Here is a 20391-nt window from a genome sequence, read left to right on the forward strand (position 1 = left end):
TGGTGGTGCGGTCGCGCGCGCCGCGTGTGCGGAGCCGGTGTCTGGAGCGCGTCATCCGCGGGTCTCCGAGGGGCTGCGTCGCCTGCCTCCCGGTACGGCTTGGCCCGAGGGCGCCGGACCGCCGTCCATGCCGCGCACCAGGACCCCGCCCAGGGCTCCGTGCGCACGACGGGTGGTGGGGCGGAGCGCGCCGACGTCGACGACCTTGCCCGCGGCGAGGTGGTCGTCCCAGGGCACCCGCACGATCGCCCGGCAGCGTCCGCGCGCCACCTGCTCGGCGGCGTCGACGTCGGCCAGGCTGCGCTTGCTGACGCCGTTGATCACCACCACGGCGGTGGAGCGCAGGGCCGAGTAGCCGTGGCCGTCGAGCCATTCGAAGGTCATGGCGACGGCCCGCGCGGCGTCCTCGCTGGCCGGCGCCACGAGCACCATGCCGTCGGCGGCGGGGAGGGAGCGGGCGACGCCGGTCGCGGCGGGGTCGAGCACGGTGATCTCGTAGAACCGCTCCAGCAGCCCGGCCAGGCCCGCGTAGTCACGGTCGTCGAGGGTCTGCACGTAGGGGTCGTCGAGGGTGGCGACGACCTCCAGGCCGGTGGCCGCGCGGGAGGTGTAGCGGCGCATGGCCGCGTAGCCGTGGACGCGGTCCGCGTTGGCCAGCAGCGAGGTCACGGTCTCGGGGGTCTCGGTGCGGATGCGCCGGGACAGGCCTCCGCTGCCGGGGTTGACGTCGACGGCGACCACCCGCTCGTCGCGGTAGGCGGCGAGGGTGTGGCCGAGCATGAGGGTGGTGACGGTCTGGCCGGCGCCGCCGGTGCAGCCGAGCACGACGACGTTGCGGGGGCTCGGCAGCGGCGTGCGCAGCCGCTCGATGTCGACGGCGGGCAGGTCGGACTTGGCCGCGGCCGCCGATCCGCCCGTGACGACGCGGGCGAGGCGGCGCCAGCCCCGGGTGGCCCCGGAGTCGCCGGGCGCCGTCCCGGCCGCGCTGCTCGGCCGGTCCTGTCGGGCGGACGCGCCCTTGGCCGTACGGCCCATCCCCTCCTGCTCGCCGGTGCCGTGGTCGAGCTGGAGCTCGGGCTTTTCGGCCTCGGCGGGGTCGGCCGGGGAGGCCGGTCCCGGGCGCTCGGCGGCCTGCTGATCGGGCGGTCCGGCGGTGCCGCCCGCGGTCGTGCTCTCGGAGCGGGGCGCGGGGTCGGGGGGTGTGCCGGGCGGCGTCTGCCCGAACAGGTGGCTGAGGCGGCGGGCGTTCTGCGCGACGCGGCTGAAGACGCCGTCGTCCACGCGGGCGGCCGGGGCACTGCGGAGGCGCCGCTCGCGGGTGTCGGGTTCCGCGTCGCCGCCCTCGTTCCGCCGGGCGCCGTCGTCGGCCGCGTCGCGGGCGGGCGCGGGCGAGCCGCCGGTGGGGCTGGACCGGATGGTGCGTGCGAGCCGGTCGGAGCGGTCGGGGTGGGCGGCAGGATCGGGACGATCGGCGGCGGCCCGACCGGGCTCGACCCGCTCGGCGGCGGCGGGGTCGGGGCGGTCGGACCGGTCCCGCGTCGGCTCGTGATCGCCGTCCGCGTCCCCGGGGGCATCGGTCCGCCCGGTGCGGCCGGCGCGCGCCCGGATGGCCGCCGCCTCGGCCGCCTCCAGGTCGGCCGCGGTCGTGCGGCGGTCGGGAGCGTCCACCTGGCCGAAGGACTCGTGTTCGCCGGTGCCGTGGTCCAGCTCCAGCGGCGGTTTCGCGGGCACGGCGACCGAGGGCGCGACGTCGGCCCGCGGCGCTGCGGCGGAGTCGCCGGTGCGGCGCTCGGCGCCGGAGGCGGCCGCACCCGGCCGGTCGTCCTCGCGGTACCGACCGCCCTCGCCGGACTCATCCGGTTCCCCGCCGCGATGGAGCGCGTCCTCTGCGGCGGCGCCGCTTCGGACGGGGGCGTTGGCGCCGGACTCCTCAGGAGCGCCGGCCAGCGGTGGGAGGGCCCCCTGGGCGGCCGCGGCGCTGTGCTCCGCTCCGTCCGCCTCGTCGCCGCCCGCGGTACGGCCGGCTTCGACGGCTCCGTGCACGCGGGCACGGGGGGCGCCGCCGCGGTCGGGGCCCGTACCGGCCGCCTCCGCATCGGTGCGGCCGCCGGAGGCTCCGGTGTCGGCGCCTTCGGGCGCGCCGCCCTCGTCGTCGGTGGCGGCGTCGCCGCGCAGCGACGAGGTCCGTCCGGTGTCGACCGGTGGCCCGGCCAGCGGCGGGAGCGACTGCCGACCGACCGCCGGGCGGGCGTCCTGGAGGCCGGAGGCGGGCTCCGGGGTGTTCTCGGCCTCGGACCCTTCGGACTCGGAGGGAGTGCCTTCTCCGAGCGCGTCGGTGCGCTCGGCGGTCCCGTCGGAGGTTTCAGCTTTCCGGGACGGCGCTCTCTCCTCGCTCCGGTTTCCGGCGGCCGACTGCGCGACGTGCTCCGGTCGGCCGGAACGTTCGGCGCCTCGCCGGTCACGTTCGTGATCAGGCGACGGTTCGGGACGAGCGGCCGCGCCCCCGGCGTCGCCATCACGGTCGCCGACGGAGGAGCCCGCCCGAGTGGCGGAAGATTCGGTGCCAACGCCGGAAGGTGCCCGCTCGTCCGAGGCGCCCCCGCCGACCGGCTCACCGCCCGCACGCCGACCGGCCGAACCAGCCGACGCCGCCGCCGCGTCCTGCGACGCGTCGCTGCCACTGCGGCTCTCGCGCGAGGGCTCGGGGCGAGCGGCCGTGTCCGCGCCCCCGGCGTGGCCGACGGCGGAACCTGGCTCGCGGTCGCCGGACGACCCGCCTTCCCCGAACCGCCCCTCGCCCGAGACCTCGGCCACCCGCTCAGCGGACCCGCCGGTACCGGTGCCAACGCCGGAAGGCGCCCGCTCGTCCGAGGCACCGTCGCCGACCGGCTCACCGCCCGCACGCCGACCAGCGGAACCCGCCGACGCCGCCGCCGCGTCCTGCCCGTCCGAGGGCAGCTCCGGGGCTCCCTCGCGCGGCGCGTCCGCGCCAGAGCGGCCGTCGCTCACGGAGACGGCGTCCGCTCGGTCGGGGCGGGGGCCGGGGGCGCTCTCGCCGGGGGCTGCGGGGGCGTCGTGCGGGTCGGGGGCGTCGGTGAACCAGGCGACCGGACGCCGCGGCTCGTGGCCGCCGGCCTCGGCGAAGCGCGGCGGGCGCGGCGCCGGAGTGTCGGTACGGCTCAGGTAGCGGTTCAAAACCGACAGCCGCTCGTCGGGGGCGTCGGAAGGGGCCCCCGCGCCGCTCGCCGCCCCGGCTCGTCCGTCGTCCCGGCCGTCCTCGGGCTCGCCGTCCGCGCGGTCGACGCCGGTGCCGGGGTCCGCACCCCGGTCCGATCCGGCCGCCGGTTCGGCGGTAGGTGTCTCGGCGGTTCCGGTGGCCGCGGATCCGAGCGCGGGGCGGTCGGCGGTGTCGGCGGGCGCGTCGTCCGAACCGTCGGCCCAGGACGACGGAGCGCCGCTCGGCGGCTGCTCGGCGTCCACGGCCTGCGGCGGTCCCGGCGCGACCGCGCGGTCACCGCGCTCGCCCTGCGCGGATCCGGCGACCGGATCGGTCCGCTCCGGGACGCCTCCGTCCGACGGCGCAGCGAACACCCCGACGACCCCGGACAGGCTTTCGTGCTCGTCCGTGCCGTGGTCGAGCTGCAGAGGAGGCTTGGCCTCGCCGGGCCCGCCGTTCTGCGGCGCGGCGGCGGGCCCGTGGGCGCCGGCCGCTCCGCCGCCCTCGTCGCCACTTCCGGACGGGTGCCCGTTGCCGGTGGACGGCGCGTCCGGGGCCGCGGGCGCGGAGAACACCCGCACCACTCCCGAAAGGTTCTCGTGCTCGCCCGTCCCGTGGTCAAGCTCCAGGGCGGGCTTGTCCGCCGCCCACGGGCCGTCCTGGGCGGCGCCGGCCGGGCGCCGCGCGTCGGCGGGCGGAGCGCCGGGTGCGCCACGCTCCCGGACGCGGCCGGCGGCGCCGTCCGCGTCGGATTCGGCACCCTCGCGGCGCTCGTCGCCGCCGTCGGGCCGGTCGGCGTCGGCTCCGGCCAGGGGAACGGGCAGATCCCACGGGGCCGCGTGCGGGCGGCGCTGCGCGCGCCGCTCGCGCAGGGACGGCCGACCCGAAGGGGCGCCGTCGCCGGGGGCGGGGCGGGCCGGCTGCGGAGCGCGGGCGCGTTCGGTGCCGACCGCCCGCTCGGCGCCGGCGGCGGACTCCGCGGTAGGAGCCGCCGCAGAGGCGTCCCCGGTCGACCGCTCGCGCTCCAGTCGGCGGGCGACCTCCATTCCCTGTGCGCGGCCGCGCAGACGGCGCTGCGGGCGCTGCTTGGCTGCGGGCGCCCCGCCCTGCTCGGCGGCGGGGCGCGCAGTCTCGGCGCCGGATGCGTCCGCGCCGGGGGGCGCGGCCGCAAGCGGCTCGGCGGGCGCCGGTGCCGCCATCATCTCCTCGGCGCGCCGGCGGGCGCTGGAGCCGGGCGGCTCGGGGCGCTCGGCGACCGCCGGGGCGTCTGCCGCCTCGGCGGTGGACGCGGGCGCCGCCGTGCCGGACGCCTCCTCCGGGCGCTCGCGCCGGGACGGGTGCTCGGCGGCGGCGAGGTGCTCGGCGAGCTCCACCGGCGTGCGCGCGGCACCGGGTACGGGACCGGATACGGGGCCGCGGGCCGGGCGCCGACGCACTCCCGGGGCCGGTTCGCCGCGGTGTTCGGACGCACCGCTGCGGCCCGGCTGCCGGTCGAGGGCGAATCCGAAGTAGTTGAGGACCCGCAGCCCGACTCCCCGGCGCCGGGCTCCGCCGCGCCTCGGCTCCGCGCCGTCGTCCCGCTCCCACTCGCCCCGGAGGTCCGGAGGTTCGGCCGGTGCGGGCGCGGATGCGCCGACCGGCTCGGGCTCGGTCGCCGCTCCGGCCCCGCGCTCCCGGCCCGCGGGCTCCGGTTCCTGCGCAGGCGCGGGCTCGGCGACCGACGCGCCGGTGCGCGCAGCCGGGTACAGGGGCTCGGCCCGGGATCCGTTCACGGACGCCTTCGGCGCGGCGACGGCGTCGTCCCACAGCGGCTCGGGTGCGCCCTCCTCCTCCGCCGGGCCGCCGGTCGCCTGCGGGGGCGCGGACGGCAGCGCACCCGCGAGGGAGGGCGCCTGCTCCGCCGTGCGGTTCGGCCCGGTGGAGGTCCGGCGCGCCGGGACCCCGCCGCGTTCCCTCCCGCGCTCGCGCACGTCGGCGTCCGCGGCGACCGCGGGCAGCGGCCCCGCCTGGGGGTCGCGGTGCCAGACCCGCACGGTGACCTCGACCGCGGCGGGTTCGCGCTCGGGGCGCAGCCGGGTGAAGACCCGCGGCTCGGCCGTGAACCGGATCTGGGAGACGATCAGCTCGCTGAGCCGCTTGCCCTCGACGACCGGCCGGGTGGCGAGGAAGGCGATGACGAACGGCGGAACGATGTAGACGACGTGCAGCGGCATTTCCAGCGGGACGCCGATGAGCCGCAGCAGCATGACCCAGACGAAGCCCACACCCACGACGACACCGATGTAGACGACCGAGACCGGCTGCGGGAGCCGGAAGTCATACAGCTTGTAGAGCTTCTTCTCGATACGCCAGATGTTGGTGTACGTGGGCAGGTCCACGTCTGGGGCCTCCTACTCGGTCGTCACACCCATCGCCTGGGCGATGGCCCGCGCGGTCACCTCGATGATCCCCGGCACGTAGAACACGATTCCGATGAAGATGGCGAGAATGATGAACTGCGCGAATCGGGTGATCTCCCTGGTGAACAGGAAGAAGATGGCGACGACCGAGACGATGACCAGGAAGAGGGGACCGAAGAAGCCGCGGAGGAAATCGGCGAGCCCGGACGTGTCCGGGGCGTTCTCGGTCGCGGCGAGGGCAATCGGGCCCGCGGTGTCGGCCATCGCCTGGGTGAGACCCGTGACCAGGGGGTGCATGTCAGTCGCCGTCCCCTCGCGTCTCACGTCTGCGCTGCATGGTTTCTCGTCTCCTCGGCTTCAGGGCCCTGCCGGATGCCGCCGCGGCTATTCGCCGAACGACTGCGGGGCTCCATGGATCTCTCGCACATACCAGTTCTCGCCGTCCTTGACGACGGTGAGCTCATAGCTCTGGGTGAGCTCGGCGGCCGTGGTCTCGTCTGCTCCGGCGGGCCGCCACACCACCTCTGCCGTGACCTGCCGCCCCTCATTGTCCCCCGATCCGGAGGCGGGGACGGCGATGTCCACAAGTTCGACGAACTCCAGGGTCTCGGGCGGCAGCCGGTCGATCCGGGCCCCGGGCTCGACGAAGTCCGAGAGGTAGTCGGGGTCCTCCGCGTAGGCGCCGAAGAAGCGCTCCAGGCGGGGCAGCAGCTCCTCGCGGGCCGCGGCGTCGGTCTCGGAGACCTCGGGGTCGGGCAGCTGCGCACGGCCGGGTGCGGCGAGCAGGGCCGGCCGGCCCGAGACGACGAAGTTGTCGGCGTCGGCCGCGTAGACCGGGACGTCCAGGCTCATCGGCGATCCGTTGACGTCGGCGCTGAGGGTGACGACGGCGTTGTGGTCGTCGCGGACCTGCACGCCGACGACCCCGATGTCGTCGCCGGTGAAGGACTCCCCCTCGCCGGCGAAGGACGCGGCGCGGCCCTCGGGCACGAACGCGGCCAGGGCGTCGGCGCGCTCCTCGCTCTGCAGGCCGTCGGCGTTCAGGTAGACGTCCGCGAAGCGCGCGGCGAAGCCGGATGCGGCGGTCTCGGGGAACTCGGGCCCGCCGGAGGACGCCTCCTCCTCGGGCGAGGGCTCGGCCATGCCCTGGCGCAGCGGCATCCAGACGCCGTTGAAGAGGACGACGATGATGAAGGCCCACAGCACCGCCCGGCCGACCCAGATCCACCAGCGCCCGCCGGCACCGGCGCGGGGCCGCCGACTGCGCCGCGGGGGGTCGCCGAACTCGTAGAGGCCGTCCGCCTCAGCGGGCTCCCCAACGGGTCCGCCGCCGCGTCGCGCGGTCGGCTTGCGCGCCATCACGCCTCCCCATCCCCTCGTGGGCACAGTGCACCGGCCGGATTCCCGGTGCCATGTCTACCCCACACCTATGGTGCGCCATTGTTCCGCATCTCAGCCGCCAATACTCCTCCGTGTTTCGTGCCGGACGCCTCGGTGTACTCCCGGCACACCTCGTGATCAAGGGGCGTTCGAGGCACGCCGGGCAATACCAGCAAAACCCAGGAAACAGGCACGGTCAACGTGCCGATTGCGGGCCGACCGGAAAGGAAGCTACCGCCGAGCAGGAAGCCCCCTCTGGCGTTTACGTCTGCAGAGAGGTCGCGCTTCACACTCGAATACGGCGTCGACCTGCACATTTCCCCACACGAATGATCGCCGGTCCCATGGTGGGACATGCTCCGGAGCCGGTCGCCGAGAGACGGATGTGACGTCATTCATCCGGAGTTCCCGACGGATTCACGCCGCACCGACCACAATCCCCTGAACTGGGGATACTACGCACAGTGCAGAAACGGTCCGATAACCGGACAGAGATTGGGAGCCTTAAAAGCTGTCCGAAACGGGCAGCTCCGTCCCCGGTGAGGCGAACCGCACCGGTGGCGCATCGACACGCCGGATGCCGGTGCGGGACTCCCGCTCACCCGCGAGCATCCGGCCGCGCCGACGCGATCGGCCGATCGGCACGACGGGCGTCGAGACACGGAGCCGGCCTCGCCGAGAGGCCGGGCGCCGGTGCGCCCGACGCGCGCCGGGCCGCGGCCCCCGCCGCGCCGTAGGAGGTCAGCGACCGTGGAGACTCCGCGCTCACACGTTGAAGCGGAACTCCACCACGTCGCCGTCGGACATCACGTACTCCTTGCCCTCCATGCGCACCTTGCCGGCCGACCTGGCCGCCTGCATGGTGCCGGCCTCGACCAGGTCGCCGTAGGAGACGACCTCGGCCTTGATGAAGCCCCGCTGGAAGTCGGTGTGGATGGCCCCGGCCGCCTCGGGCGCCGTGGCGCCTTTGCGGATCGTCCAGGCGCGGGACTCCTTGGGGCCGGCCGTGAGGAAGGTCTGCAGCCCGAGCGTGGCGAACCCGACCCTGGCGAGCTGGGCGAGCCCGGATTCGGTCTGGCCCATCGACTCCAGCAGCTCGGCCGCTTCGTCCTCCTCCAGCTCGGCCAGCTCCGCCTCGATCTTGGCGTCGAGGAAGACCGCCTCGGACGGGGCGACCAGCTCCGACAGCTTGGCGCGCAGCGCGGAGTCGCCGAGCTCGTCGGTGTCCAGGTTGAACACGTAGATGAAGGGCTTGACCGTCAGCAGGTTCAGCTCGCGCAGCAGCGACACGTCGATGCCGGCCGGCGCCGCGCCCACCGACAGGCCCACGCCCTCGTCGAGCACCCGCCGCGCCTCGCGTGCGGTGGCCAGCGCCTCCTGGGCGGCCTTGTCCTTTGCGTTGCGCTTGGCGTCCTTCTCCAGCCGCGGCAGCGCCTTGTCCAGCGTCTGCAGGTCGGCGAGGATCAGCTCGGTGTTGATCGTCTCGATGTCGCGCGAGGGCTGGATGTCGCCGTCGACGTGGGTGACATCGGGGTCCTCGAACGCGCGGATGACCTGGCAGATCGCGTCGCTCTCGCGGATGTTGGCCAGGAACTGGTTGCCCAGGCCCTCGCCCTCGGAGGCGCCGCGGACGATGCCGGCGATGTCCACGAAGTCGACCGTGGCCGGGATGACCTTGGCCGAGGAGAAGATCCCGGCCAGTGTTCCGAGCCGGTGGTCGGGCACCCCGACGACGCCGACGTTGGGCTCGATGGTGGCGAACGGGTAGTTCGCCGCCAGGGCTTCGTTCTTGGTCAGGGCGTTGAACAGCGTGGACTTGCCGACGTTCGGCAGACCGACGATCCCAATGGAGAGGCTCACGTCGACCGAGTCTAGGTGCTCACGCAGGGCGGACTCGCCGCACGGAACGGACGCGGACTTTTCGGTGACACGCGCTCCATCTTCGGATGAAACGCCCTGCGCGCTGCCCGGTTTCGGAGTAACTTCAGAACCGGTCACGTCTGCGCGAAAGCACGCCGGATGCGGCGCACGGACCTGGGAGGGGGCGCGACCCGGCCGCTGGGGGGCTGCCGGGCGACCGCGCCGGTGCGCCGCGACCGACACGCAGCCCGTGCGGATCGCAGCAGCGAGGTACACGAGTGGGGGTCCGTCCGTGGTACACGGCCAGATGCGCGCCTTCGTCCACCGATACCCGGCGGTGCGGTACGCCACCCGCCAGATACGGATCCGACTGCCTCAGCGCCTCGGCGGGCTGGATCCGGCGCACGTCCCCCCGTGGGAGCGTCGGTTCGAGCTTGCCCTGCCCCGCCGCGAGGGTTGGTCCGGCACCGGGCCCCCGTCCCTGACGATCACCGCGCCCGGCGACTACGGCGTGGCGCGGCGCCTGCACCACGGCGGCCTGGCCGCTTACGAGCCCGAGACGCTGGCCTGCTTCCTGGCCGCGCTGGAGCACGCCCGGCCCGGCGCGGTGCTCGACGTCGGCGCCAACATCGGCCTCTACTCCGCGCTCGCGGCGGCTCGCAGCAGCCGGCGCGTCTTCGCGTTCGAACCCGCGCCCCGCGTCGCCGACACCGCCGAGGCCGTCGCCCGCGCCAACGGGCTCGGCGTCGATGTGGAGCGGCTCGCGCTGAGCAACCACAGCGGCACCGCGGCCCTGCGGCTCTCGCCCGTCTCCGACACCGCCAGCTCCCTGGCCGCCGACAACCGCCCGCAGCTCGGCCGGGTGCTCGTGCCGGTGGAGTCCCTGTCGCACTGGCGCGAGCGCGCGGGTGCGGCGCCCTCGATCGTCAAGATCGACACCGGGGGCACCGAGCCGGACGTGGTCGCCGGCGCGCTGGAGGTGCTGCGGCGCTTCCGGCCCTGGATCTTCTGCGAGGTCCGCCCCGAGCACGGGGTGGCGGAGCGGCTGATGGCCCTGCTGGAGCCGTTCGGCTACTGCTGGTACCACCTGTGCGGCGACCCGCCCTACCCGCTGCGCGCGGTGATCGTCGGCCGCGGCCCCGACCCCGGCCAGCGGATGTGGCTGTTCGCACCCGAGCCGGTGCCGGAGCGGGTCTGGCGCGCCGCCCGCGGCTGGTACCGCGCACTGGGCAGGCCCGCTACGCAGGGCTGATCCCGAGCCCTTCACACGGGCGGCCGGTGCCCGGACCTCGCCCGGCCGCGGCGCGACGGCCCGCAGGGGCCGCACACCGCCTATTCCGGACCATCGCCCGCGCGTGGCGGACGGTGCCGCGGGTGCACGGGTTGAGACCATGGGCGGCTATGGACGGCCTTGACTTGATCCTGGTGCTTCTGGTGGGACTCGCGATCGGCGCCGCGCTGGGCTGGATGCTGGCGCGCAGCCGGGTCGCCGAGGCGCGCGCGCACGCCCGCGCGTCCGAGGAGCGCGCCGCCTACATCGAGGACCGCCTCGGCGAGCGCTTCCGGTCGCTGTCGGCGGAGGCCCTGGACGAGACCAACCGGCGCTTCATGGAGATGGCCGAAGGGCGGCTGCGGGCCGTCGGCGCCGAGACCGGCAAGGATATGGAGCAGCGCCGCGCCGCCGTCGAGCAGCTCGTCTCCCCACTGAAGGACACGCTCGCCCGCGTGGAGAACCAGCTCCGCGAGGTCGACGCCGGGCGCCGCTCGGCCCACGCCGAGCTGGCGCAGCAGGTCGACCAGGTGCGCCAGGGCTCCGAGCGGCTGCGCGACCAGACCCAGGCGCTGGTGACCGCGCTGCGGCGGCCCGAGGCGCGCGGCCGGTGGGGCGAGCTCCAGCTGCGCCGGGTGGCCGAGCTGGCGGGGATGGACGCCTATTGCGACTTCGAGGAGCAGGCGGGCGCGAGCACCGACAACGGCCGGCTCCGGCCGGACATGGTGGTCCGGCTCGCGGGCGGGAAGAACATCGTCGTGGACTCCAAGGTGTCGCTGGCCGCCTACCTGGAGGCGGTCGAGACCGACGACGGCGACACGCGCGCCGAGCGCCTGCGCGCGCACAGCAAGCACCTGCGCGCGCATGTCGACCAGCTCTCCGCCAAGTCCTACTGGGCGGCCTTCACCCCGGCGCCGGAGTTCGTGGTGCTGTTCGTACCGGGCGAGGCGTTCCTGGCACCGGCGCTGGAGCACGACCCGCAGCTCCTGGAGTACGCCATGGGCCGCCGGGTGCACATCGCCACGCCCACCACGCTCATCTCGCTTCTGCGCACCGCGCAGTACGCCTGGCAGCAGGAGGCGCTCAGCGAGAACGCGCGCGCGGTCTTCGACCTCGGCAAGCAGCTGTACTCGCGGCTGTCGACCCTGGGCGGGCACGTCGAGGGCCTGGGCAAGGCGCTCTCGCGGACCGTGGCCGCCTACAACCAGACGGTCGGCTCGCTGGAGAGCCGGGTGATGGTGACAGCGCGCCGGTTCGAGGAGCTGGGACTGGTCGAGGGCGACCTCGGCCGCCCCGAAGGCGTCCAGGAGCAGGCCCGGCCGCTCGCCTCGGCGGAGCTGGCGGGGGAGTCCGCGGAGCGCGGCGAGGACACCGAGTCCGGAACCGGGGCCGCCGATCCCCGCGTCGAGATATACGGCTCCGCGTTCGGCTCCGCGGCGGAGCCGTACACAGGCGGGAGCGACCGCTCCTACGGCTCCGATCCGGACGCCCCGGACCGGTTCGGACAGCCGGCAGGGGACACGGCGCGGACCGAGGAGACCAATATATCACCGAGAGTGACATACTGATTACCGTGAGCCACACGAGGGAGCGTGCCGGAATGGTGACGCGCAAACCCCAGCGCGTGAACGAAGCGCCGGTCTCCGTGCAGCGGCCGCCGCACCGCCCCACCCCCCGCGCCGAGCCCGAGGCGCCCGGGGGCAGTGGGGCGGCGAGCGGTCCGGCAGGCCTGGCCGGCATACGCCTGACGGGGCGCGGCGGCGTCCTGCTGATCTCCGCCGTCAGCCTGGTCTTCACCCTCGTCGGCCACGTGTTCAGCTCGGCGCTGGTCAGCGGAGTGGCGTTCACCGCGGCCTGCGTGGGGGCCGCCCTGCTGGTGCGCCCCGGCGACCTGCTCTCGCTCACCGTGAGCCCACCGCTGGCCTACTTCCTCGCCGCGCTCGGCGCCGAGATGGCGCTGGCGGCGGGCGAGGCGGACTACACCCGCGCGGTGGCCGTCGGCATGGCCACCCGGCTCGCCGACGTCGCGCCGTCGCTGTTCCTGGGCACGGCCCTGGTGCTGGTGATCGCGGTCTTCCGCGGGCTGCCCGCCAACGTCCGCGCGTTCAGCGACGAGCTCAACGGCCGCCGCCCCCGGAACCCGCCGCAGGAGAAGCCCAGGCGGAACGGGTGACGCGAGCGGGCCCCTCGCCCGTCGGCGGCCCGCGCCGGGATACGCGGGCGCCCGCGTATCGGCCGGTCCCACCGCACCCGCGCCGCGCCGGGCGCGGCCGCCGACGCCTGCCGCCGCGCCACGCCCCGCCGCCGACACCGGTGGGACCCGGGATGCGACCCGGTCAGAACGGGGTTTCGGCGTCGGAGCCGCCGCCCTGGCCGCGCTCCTCCATCGCGACGGCGAGCTTGGCGCGCGCCCCTTCGAGCCACTGCTCGCAGGTGGCGGCGAGGTGCTCGCCGCGCTCCCACAGCGCCAGCGAGTCCTTCAGGCTCAGGCCGCCGGCTTCGAGCCGGCGGACGACGGAGTCGAGCTCGTCGCGGGCCTCCTCATAGCTCAGCTCGGGTTCGGCGCCGGTCCCGGTGCCCGCGGCGGCGTCCGCGGCCGCCGGCGCTCCGCCGTTCTCGGCGCCCCCGTTCGCCGTGCCCCCGCTTTTCGGGTTGCCGTTCTTGCTGCTGTCCTTGGCGGCCACTGCGCAGCCCCTCCTGCTCTTCGCGCGTCACGCTGGTGTCGTCGGTCGCGCCGCACGGCGCGCCCGGTCAGCCGTCGGTGCCGCTGTCGGTACCGATGTCGTGGTCGGGATCGGGATCGGTGCCGTCGACCGTCACCGTGATGCTGTCCTCGGTGAACCGCACCCGCAGCGGGTCGCCGTGCCCGACGTCGGCGGCGGAGCGGACGACGGCGCCGTCGTCCCGCTGCACGATCGCGTAGCCGCGCGCCAGTGTGGTGGCGGGCGAGAGCGCGTGCAGCCGGGCGCGGGTGTGGGCGAGGCCGTCGCCGGCGCGGTCCAGCGCCGAGGTCATGCACCGCCGCGCGCGGTCGCGCAGGCCGGTGACCTGCTCGGTGAGCCGGTCCATCTCGCGCACGGGGCTGGCGAGCACGGGCCGCGAGCGCATCCCGGCCAGCCACGAGCGCTCGCGCTCGATGCCGCCGATCAGGACGCGCCTGCCGCGGTCGCGCAGCTGGGCGACGAGCTGGAGCTGCTCGCCGACGTCGGGAACGGTCCTCTTGGCGGCGTCGGTGGGCGTGGAGGCGCGGACGTCGGCGACCAGGTCGAGCAGCGGGCTGTCCTGCTCGTGCCCGATGGCGCTGACCACCGGCGTGCGGGTGGCGGCGACGGCGCGCACCAGGGCCTCGTCGGAGAAGGGCAGCAGGTCCTCCAGCGACCCGCCGCCGCGCGCGATCACGATCACGTCGACCTCGGGATGCGCGTCGAGCTCCTTGAGCGCGTTCAGGACCTCGCCGACCGCGCGGTCGCCCTGCACCGCGACCTCGCGCACCTCGAAGCGGACCGCGGGCCAGCGGCGGCGGCCGTTCTCCAGCACGTCGCGCTCGGCCGCCGACTCGCGTCCGCACACCAGTCCGACGGTGCCCGGCAGGAACGGCAGCGACCGCTTGCGGTTGTCGGCGAAGAGCCCTTCGGCCGCGAGCGTGGCGCGCAGCCGCTCCAGGCGGGCCAGCAGCTCGCCGAGCCCGACGTGGCGGACCTCCAGGGCGAGCAGCGAGAACGTGCCGCGGGCGACGTAGAAGTCGGGTTTGGCGTGCACGACCAGCCGGGCGCCGGCCTCAGGCACGGGCGCGACCGCCTCCAGCACCCGCACCGGGCACACCACGCGCGCCGAAACGTTGGCCACCGGGTCGCGCAGGGTCATGAACACGGTGCCGCCCCGCCGGCTCATCTCGGCGACCTGGCCCTCGACCCAGATCTTGCCCAGCCGCCCGATCCACCCGCCGACCGCCTGCATCACGACGCGGACGGGCTGCGGGGACTCGGGCGAGCTCTCCATACCCATGGCTGCGAGCCTAGATCAGGACACCGACAGAACCCTCCCCGCACGCCGTGGCGGCCCCGCGAAGCGCCGAAGGGCGGGCAGCGGTCCTCCGGGACGGCACCGGAGTGCCGTGCGGAAGTCGGGCCGCGGCCAAGGCGCCGCCGGTCGACGGTGGCGTCCGCGGTCCCACCGCCCTGTCCCGGCACCGGGAGAACCGGCCCGGCGGCCGCTCGCTCCCGCATGACCCTCGCCGAGCATGCCCCGCCGCAGGCGCACCCTGCCGGTCCGAAGTCGGCGGTGTGCGGCTCGTCGCGGTCCCCGGCTTCCTCCTGCGGATCCGCTCCCCGGGTCCAGCCGACGCGGGCGGTGTTCGCGGGCGCCGTGCTCCGGTGCTGATCGGCGGGCCGCTGTGCGGCGCTCCGCCGGTGCGCGCCCATGGTGCGCCCGAGTGCACCCGCGGTCGGCACCGGGCACTCCGCGGAACCCGCGCCCGAACGTGGGCATGCCGAAGCCCCGGCCGCGGTGGCGGCGGCCGCCGTGCTCGCATGATCTTGGAAAGCCGGAGGGAGCAGCAGGGAGAGGGGAGCCGCCGGGGGCTCCCTACTCCTGGCTCTCGCTCTGCAGCTTGGCGATGCGGTTGTCGTACATCTTGATGAACTCGGCGCGCTCGCCGTGGGCGACCTCGTACGCGCGCAGCTCGCGCACCTGGTCGATGGTGAGCTTGCGCAAGCGGGCACGGATGGAGGGGAGGGTGAGGTCGTCGTAGCCGGGCACCGGAAGCTCCTCGGGCGAGGGGGCGGCCTGGCGCCGGACGTCCTCCAGGACGGAGTCGTCGGACTCCTGCGTGGTGGCCTCGGCGGCGGCGATCTCCTCGGCGACGGCGGCCTGCTCGCCGGGGGCGACCAGGTCGGCGGACTCCTCCGCCCCGCTCTCGGCTCCGGCGGCCTTGTCCTCCTCCGCCTCCTCGGCGGACGCGGGCGCCGACTCCCCGGCGCCCTTCTCGTCGGCCTTGCCGGCCTTCTCCCCGGCCGGCGCCGCGGTCTTGGTGGCGTTGCCCGAGGCGGCGGTGCTCTCAGCCGCACCCGCCTCCGCCTTCTGCTCCGCGGACGTGGACGCCGGACTCGGCGCGGCGGCCTGTTCCTTCTGTCCGAAGATGCCCTTGACCATGGACATCAGCTTGCTGGCGATGGACGGATTCGACATGGGACTGGGCGCTCCTGATGCTCTCGTCAAGGGACGGGGCTGCGCGCGGCCCCGCGTACACGGCTCGGACGGTACACGGAGCGCGCTCTCGCCCGCCCCGTTCCGAGCGGTCTGACGCCGCCGCGGCGGCCTTCGTTTCACAGGTGAGTCAAGAATAGGGGAGTAAGCGTCGCCGGAAGTGCCTCGAAAGTGAATGCTTTCGCCTCGTCGCGACGGAAACGAGCGCCGACCGTTATCGCGGGGTCACCTCCCGCGGCGGGCGCCGTCCGGCTCCGCCCCGCGCACCGGACGCCCCTCCCGCCGGCATGGACGCGTTGGGACCGCACGGATCCGGGTGACGGACGCCGCTCCCCCGCCGCAGGGACCGCGGCGCCCAACGGCCCTTAGGATGGGGTGCATGACTGCGACGAACAGCCGCCGTGTCCTGCTCGCCAAGCCCCGCGGCTACTGCGCCGGCGTGGACCGCGCCGTCGTCACGGTCGAGAAGGCCCTGGAGCAGTACGGGGCGCCCGTCTACGTGCGCAAGCAGATCGTGCACAACACCCATGTGGTCAGCACGCTGGAGAAGCGCGGCGCCGTATTCGTCGAGGAGACCGGCGAGGTCCCCGAGGGCGCCATCGTGGTGTTCTCCGCCCACGGCGTCTCGCCGATGGTGCACGACGAGGCCCACCGGCGGCAGCTGAAGACCATCGACGCCACCTGCCCCCTGGTGACCAAGGTCCACAAGGAGGCCAAGCGCTTCGCCTCCGACGACCGCGACATCATCCTCATCGGCCACACCGGCCACGAGGAGGTCGAAGGCACCAGCGGCGAGGCGCCCGAGCACATCCAGATCGTCGACGGCCCCGAGGAGGTCGACAAGGTCGAGGTGCGCAACCCCGACAACGTCTCGTGGCTGTCGCAGACCACGCTGTCCGTGGACGAGACCAACGCCACCGTCGACGCGCTGCGCTCGCGGTTCCCGAACCTGCTCGACCCGCCGAGCGACGACATCTGCTACGCCACCTCCAACCGGCAGGACGCCGTGAAGGAGATGGCGGCCGAGTGCGACCTGGTCGTCGTGGTCGGCTCGGAGAACTCCTCCAACTCGGTCCGGCTCGTCGAGGTGGCCCTTGAGGCCGGCGCCACCAGCGCCCACCTGATCGACAACGCCTCACTGATGGACGAGGACTGGCTGGAGGGCGTGCAAACCGTGGGCGTCACCAGCGGCGCCTCGGTTCCCGACATCCTCGTCCAGGACCTGCTGGACCGGCTGGCGCGCTCCGGCTACGAGAACGTGCACGAGGTCGAGACCGCGCAGGAGAGCCTCACGTTCTCCCTGCCCAAGGAGCTCCGCCGCGACCTGCGCGCCGAGTCCGCGGGCTGATCGTAACCGCTTCCGGCCGCCGCCCCGGGCCCCCGTCCCGGCGGCGGCCGCTGGCGCGCGGCGCGGCCGCTCAGCCCGCGTGCTCGCGCCGCTCCCGCGGCTCCAGCCGTGACAGCAGCGAGGTGATGTCGTCGGCGAGGCGCCGCGCGTCGGCGTCGCCGCGGCGCACCACCTCGGTGACGGCGACCAGCATCGCGCCGCTGACGACCATGAGCAGGGCTTCGTCGACCGGTTCGTCAGCCTTGCGGAACAGCGCCACGTTGCGGTCGGTCCACTCGCGCAGGCGCTCGCGCAGCTGCGACTCGAACCCGGGCGGGCCGTCGCCGGAGAAGAACAGCAGCGTGGTGGCGCGCTCCTCGATGGCACCGTCCAGGTACGCGCGCGCCGCGATGTACATCAGCCGGGTGGGGTCGCTCTCGCCCTGGGCGCGTGCCCGCGAGACCGCCTGGTGGGTGCGCTCCTGCTGGCGCTGCTGGTAGTCCTCGTACAGCGCCATGTACAGGTCGGCCTTGCCGGTGAAATGGTGGTAGAGGCTGCCCACGCTGGCCCCGGCGTGCTCCACGACCTCGCTGACACCGGCGCGGGCGAAGCCGACCGTCCGGAACACGTGTGCGGCCGCGTCGAGCAGGGCGCTGCGCGTGGCCGCTCCGCGGTGCGACGTCCGGGCGGGCTTGTGGTTCGCTCTGTCCACAGTCAACGTCGGCTTACCGTTCCCTTCCGTGGCGGCGTGCCGTCGGCCCGCCTAGGTCGACATTACGTCAGGTGATTACGCTTGGCCCAAAACCACCGACCGCGCCCAGGTGGCGCGCGCAGCCGGCTTGGAAGGGTTGACAGATGAGCGTTCCCACCACCCCGCCGGAGTCGCCCGGGGCACCCGACCGCAACCTGGCGCTGGAGCTGGTCCGGGTCACCGAGTCCGCCGCGCTCGCCGCCGCCCGCTGGGTGGGCCGGGGCGACAAGAACGGCGCCGACGGCGTCGCGGTGCGCGGTATGCGGCACATGATCAGCACGGTGTCGATGCACGGCACGGTGGTGATCGGCGAGGGCGAGAAGGACAACGCCCCAATGCTCTTCAACGGCGAGTCCGTCGGCGACGGCGGCGGCCCCGACTGCGACGTGGCGGTCGACCCCATCGACGGCACCCGGCTGACCGCGATGGGCATGCCCAACGCCATCTCGGTGCTGGCCGTGGCGCCGCGGCACTCGATGTTCGACCCCTCCGCGGTGTTCTACATGGAGAAGCTGGCCACCGGCCCGGAGGCGGCGGCCGCCGTCGACATCACCGCGCCCATCGGCGACAACGTACGGGCGGTGGCCCGCGCCAAGGGCGTGACCGCCCAGGACGTGACCGTGGTGATCCTGGACCGCCCGCGCCACCAGGAGATCGTGCGGGAGGTCCGCGAGGCCGGCGCGCGGATCAAGTTCATCACCGACGGCGACGTGGCGGGCGCCATCATGGCGGCACGCGCCAACACCGGCGTGGACTTGCTGCTGGGGATCGGCGGTACGCCCGAGGGGATCATCGCGGCCTGCGCCATGAAGTGCCTGGGCGGCGTCATCCAAGGCCGGTTGTGGCCAACCGACGACGCCGAGCGCGGCCGGGCCCGCGACGCCGGCCACGATCCGGAGCAGGTGCTGACCACCGACGACCTGGTCGCGTCCGAGGACGTGTTCTTCGCCGCGACCGGCATCACCGACGGCGAACTGGTGGGCGGCGTGCGCTACGAGGCCGGGGGCGCGATGACGGACTCCCTGGTCATGCGGGGTCGCACCGGCACGGTCCGCCAGGTGCGCAGCGAGCACCGGCTGGCCAAGCTCGCCGCAGCCAGCGGAGTGGACTTCGCATCGGCCGCAACCCCGCCGTGACCTCCCCGATCGGCCGCAATGCGGCGATTGCGCATTGGTACCTTCGTATCGGATAAGTGCGTCGCTGCGGAGGTTCGATGTCCTACCCTGATCCCCCCAACCAGCCGCCGTGGGGAGCCCCGGGCCCGCCCGGCGGCCAGTACCCGCCTCCCCCGGCCGGGACGGGTTATACGCCGGCGCCCGGTGCGCCGCGGCGGTCGAACCGCATGTGGATGGTTCCGGTGGCGGCGGGGCTGGGCGTCGTCATGATGGCCGGCACCGTGTGGGCGGCCACGTCGGTCGCCCAGAACGTCTTCGTCGGCGCCCAGCCCGAGTCGGTGCTGCCCGGGTCCTCGATCGCCTTCGCCAAGCTGGACCTCCGGCCCAGCGGAGGCCAACTGGCCGGCTACACGCAGTTCGTGAACCGGCTGCCCGACTCCATGCGCGACGAGATCGACCCCGACGCCGATCCCGCCAAGGAGCTCGTCGACTCCTACATCGACGAGGCGGGCCTGGACGGCATGTCCTACGAGGAGGACTTCGAGCCCTGGCTGGGTCGGCACTTCGGGTTCGCGATGTGGGTTCCCGACAGCGAGGAGGCCGCCACCGAGAGCGGCGGCACCACCATGGCGATCGCCATCGAGGCCGAGGACGAGGAGGCCGCCGAGGCCGCCCTCGACGAGATCCGCAGCGCCACAGACGAGGACACGGCCTTCGACGTGCGCGACGACTTCGCGATCCTCGCGCCCAACTCCGCCGCCCTGAGCGACCTCGAGTCCCAGGTCGAGTCGGAGGGGAGCCTGGAGGACCTGGACACCTACAACCAGGACATGGAGGCGATCGGCACGGAGAACGTCGCCTCGGCGTGGATGGACCTGGGGCAGCTGGCCTCGACCGCCGCCGAGGACTCCGGTTCGGGCACGGGCGGCTACGGCCTCGACGAGTACGGCGGTGTGCAGCAGCCGGACCCGATGGAGTCGCTGGGCCAGTACGAGGACGTGAGCGGGCGCATGGCGGTCGGCCTGCGCATCGAGCCGGAGTACATGGAGGTGCGCGGCGACACCTTCGGGCTGACCGTCGACGGCGTCTCCACGGCCGACTACGACCTGCCCGACCCCGGCCTGCAGCTGATGGGCGACCTGCCCGACGACACCGTCTTCGCCGTCGGCGGCAGCGGTGCCGCCGACATGATGGGCCAGGCCTACGAGCAGAACCCCGAAGAGCTCTCCGACCTCGAGGACCTGATGTCGGAGCTCGGCCTGACCATGCCGGACGGGCTCACCAGCCTGCTGGGCGAGCGCACCGCACTGGGCATCACCGACCTCGGCGGGTCGGTCGACGAGTTCTTCGGCGGCGCCACCGGGCCGCCGTCGCTGCAGTACCGCGCCGAGGGCGCCGACTCCCAGGCGGTGCAGAACGCGATCGACACCATGTGGGAGAACTCCTACACCACGCCTCCCGGCGTCACCAGCGAGGGGTCGGTGACCGTCGCTACCTCGGGCACGACCGGCACAGGGCGGCTGGGCGACGACGCCGTGTTCAAGCAGACGATGGCCGGCACCGAGTCCGCCCACATGGGCATGTACCTGGACCTGCGGCCGGTCGCCGAGAGCGCCGAGGAGAGCGCGCCCGAGCAGTGGGGCGCGGTCGGGGCGTCGGTGACCTTCGACGCCGAGACCATGTCGATGCGGGCCCGCTGGGCACCCAACGGCGGCGGTTAGGGCGTGTTCGCCGGGTCCGTCCGCAGCGGGCGGCGCACTCGCGTGCGCCCCGCGCCCGAGGCGCGAAGCGCCGCTCTTCCGGCGCGGGGCGCTGCGCAAGGGACCGGTGCCGCTCTCGCACGGCCGGGGAGAAAGTCGGGGCGGGT

The 20391-nt window shown here is 74.5% G+C and carries 14 protein-coding genes; 6 read left to right on the forward strand and 8 right to left on the reverse strand.

Going from position 1 to position 20391, the window contains the following annotated elements; translation table 11 throughout:
* Positions 1-51 precede the first annotated feature (51 nt).
* The 4 genes from ABD284_RS16775 to ychF form a co-directional block, all read right to left on the reverse strand.
* On the reverse strand, positions 52-5595 hold the full coding sequence (locus tag ABD284_RS16775; RefSeq protein WP_344144445.1) for a TcpE family conjugal transfer membrane protein: 5544 nt from the start codon (positions 5593-5595) through the stop codon (positions 52-54).
* A 12-nt stretch (positions 5596-5607) separates the two neighbouring features.
* Positions 5608-5913, reverse strand: a complete 306-nt coding sequence (locus ABD284_RS16780; protein ID WP_386698988.1) for a hypothetical protein — start codon at positions 5911-5913, stop codon at positions 5608-5610.
* Between the two features lie 87 nt (positions 5914-6000).
* Positions 6001-6975 carry a conjugal transfer protein gene (locus ABD284_RS16785; RefSeq protein WP_344144447.1) on the reverse strand — a complete coding sequence of 325 codons (975 nt, stop codon included), beginning with the start codon at positions 6973-6975 and terminating at the stop codon, positions 6001-6003.
* Positions 6976-7761: 786 nt separating this feature from the next.
* Positions 7762-8856 carry a redox-regulated ATPase YchF gene (gene ychF, locus ABD284_RS16790; protein ID WP_344144449.1) on the reverse strand — a complete coding sequence of 365 codons (1095 nt, stop codon included), beginning with the start codon at positions 8854-8856 and terminating at the stop codon, positions 7762-7764.
* A 307-nt stretch (positions 8857-9163) separates the two neighbouring features.
* Between ychF and ABD284_RS16795 the strand changes: the two genes are divergently transcribed.
* The 3 genes from ABD284_RS16795 (at position 9164) to ABD284_RS16805 (ending at position 12299) form a co-directional block, all read left to right on the forward strand.
* Positions 9164-10108: an FkbM family methyltransferase gene (locus tag ABD284_RS16795; protein ID WP_344144451.1), complete on the forward strand. Its 945-nt coding sequence runs from the start codon at positions 9164-9166 to the stop codon at positions 10106-10108.
* A gap of 149 nt (positions 10109-10257) precedes the next feature.
* Positions 10258-11694, forward strand: a complete 1437-nt coding sequence (locus ABD284_RS16800; protein ID WP_344144453.1) for a DNA recombination protein RmuC — start codon at positions 10258-10260, stop codon at positions 11692-11694.
* Between the two features lie 5 nt (positions 11695-11699).
* Complete coding sequence (locus ABD284_RS16805; protein WP_344144455.1) at positions 11700-12299, forward strand: DUF6542 domain-containing protein; 600 nt, start codon at positions 11700-11702, stop codon at positions 12297-12299.
* Between the two features lie 163 nt (positions 12300-12462).
* Here the strand turns inward: ABD284_RS16805 and ABD284_RS16810 are convergent, their stop codons facing one another.
* From ABD284_RS16810 to ABD284_RS16820, 3 genes are all read right to left on the reverse strand, one after another.
* Positions 12463-12678: an exodeoxyribonuclease VII small subunit gene (locus ABD284_RS16810; protein ID WP_344144620.1), complete on the reverse strand. Its 216-nt coding sequence runs from the start codon at positions 12676-12678 to the stop codon at positions 12463-12465.
* A gap of 199 nt (positions 12679-12877) precedes the next feature.
* Complete coding sequence (gene xseA, locus ABD284_RS16815) at positions 12878-14131, reverse strand: exodeoxyribonuclease VII large subunit (RefSeq protein WP_344144457.1); 1254 nt, start codon at positions 14129-14131, stop codon at positions 12878-12880.
* Between the two features lie 579 nt (positions 14132-14710).
* Complete coding sequence (locus ABD284_RS16820; RefSeq protein WP_344144459.1) at positions 14711-15313, reverse strand: DUF8129 domain-containing protein; 603 nt, start codon at positions 15311-15313, stop codon at positions 14711-14713.
* Positions 15314-15710: 397 nt separating this feature from the next.
* Here ABD284_RS16820 and ABD284_RS16825 point away from each other — a divergent pair, with 397 nt between their 5' ends.
* Entirely contained in the window at positions 15711-16679 is a 969-nt protein-coding gene (locus ABD284_RS16825) for a 4-hydroxy-3-methylbut-2-enyl diphosphate reductase (protein WP_344144461.1), read from the forward strand.
* 70 nt (positions 16680-16749) lie between these two features.
* Here the strand turns inward: ABD284_RS16825 and ABD284_RS16830 are convergent, their stop codons facing one another.
* Positions 16750-17376 (reverse strand): TetR/AcrR family transcriptional regulator, encoded by a 627-nt coding sequence (locus ABD284_RS16830; protein WP_386698985.1) that lies wholly within the window; start codon positions 17374-17376, stop codon positions 16750-16752.
* Positions 17377-17513: 137 nt separating this feature from the next.
* On the opposite strand from ABD284_RS16830, the gene glpX reads away from it, so the two are divergent.
* A complete protein-coding gene (glpX, locus tag ABD284_RS16835) occupies positions 17514-18545 on the forward strand; it encodes a class II fructose-bisphosphatase (RefSeq protein WP_344144463.1) in 1032 nt (343 codons plus the stop codon).
* Between the two features lie 206 nt (positions 18546-18751).
* Positions 18752-20245: a hypothetical protein gene (locus ABD284_RS16840; RefSeq protein WP_344144465.1), complete on the forward strand. Its 1494-nt coding sequence runs from the start codon at positions 18752-18754 to the stop codon at positions 20243-20245.
* Positions 20246-20391 lie beyond the last annotated feature (146 nt).

Origin of the sequence: Streptomonospora arabica (assembly GCF_039531585.1) — a bacterium.
Taxonomy (GTDB): domain Bacteria; phylum Actinomycetota; class Actinomycetes; order Streptosporangiales; family Streptosporangiaceae; genus Streptomonospora; species Streptomonospora halophila.

Excerpts from the sequence above, each read along its gene's own strand:
- ABD284_RS16780 (WP_386698988.1), bottom strand. The coding sequence starts at position 5,913 with ATGCACCCCCTGGTCACGGGTCTCACCCAGGCGATGGCCGACACCGCG.
- xseA (WP_344144457.1), bottom strand. The coding sequence starts at position 14,131 with ATGGGTATGGAGAGCTCGCCCGAGTCCCCGCAGCCCGTCCGCGTCGTG.
- glpX (WP_344144463.1), top strand. The coding sequence starts at position 17,514 with ATGAGCGTTCCCACCACCCCGCCGGAGTCGCCCGGGGCACCCGACCGC.
- ABD284_RS16800 (WP_344144453.1), top strand. The coding sequence starts at position 10,258 with ATGGACGGCCTTGACTTGATCCTGGTGCTTCTGGTGGGACTCGCGATC.
- ABD284_RS16825 (WP_344144461.1), top strand. The coding sequence starts at position 15,711 with ATGACTGCGACGAACAGCCGCCGTGTCCTGCTCGCCAAGCCCCGCGGC.
- ABD284_RS16785 (WP_344144447.1), bottom strand. The coding sequence starts at position 6,975 with ATGGCGCGCAAGCCGACCGCGCGACGCGGCGGCGGACCCGTTGGGGAG.
- ABD284_RS16820 (WP_344144459.1), bottom strand. The coding sequence starts at position 15,313 with ATGTCGAATCCGTCCATCGCCAGCAAGCTGATGTCCATGGTCAAGGGC.
- ABD284_RS16795 (WP_344144451.1), top strand. The coding sequence starts at position 9,164 with ATGCGCGCCTTCGTCCACCGATACCCGGCGGTGCGGTACGCCACCCGC.
- ABD284_RS16840 (WP_344144465.1), top strand. The coding sequence starts at position 18,752 with ATGTGGATGGTTCCGGTGGCGGCGGGGCTGGGCGTCGTCATGATGGCC.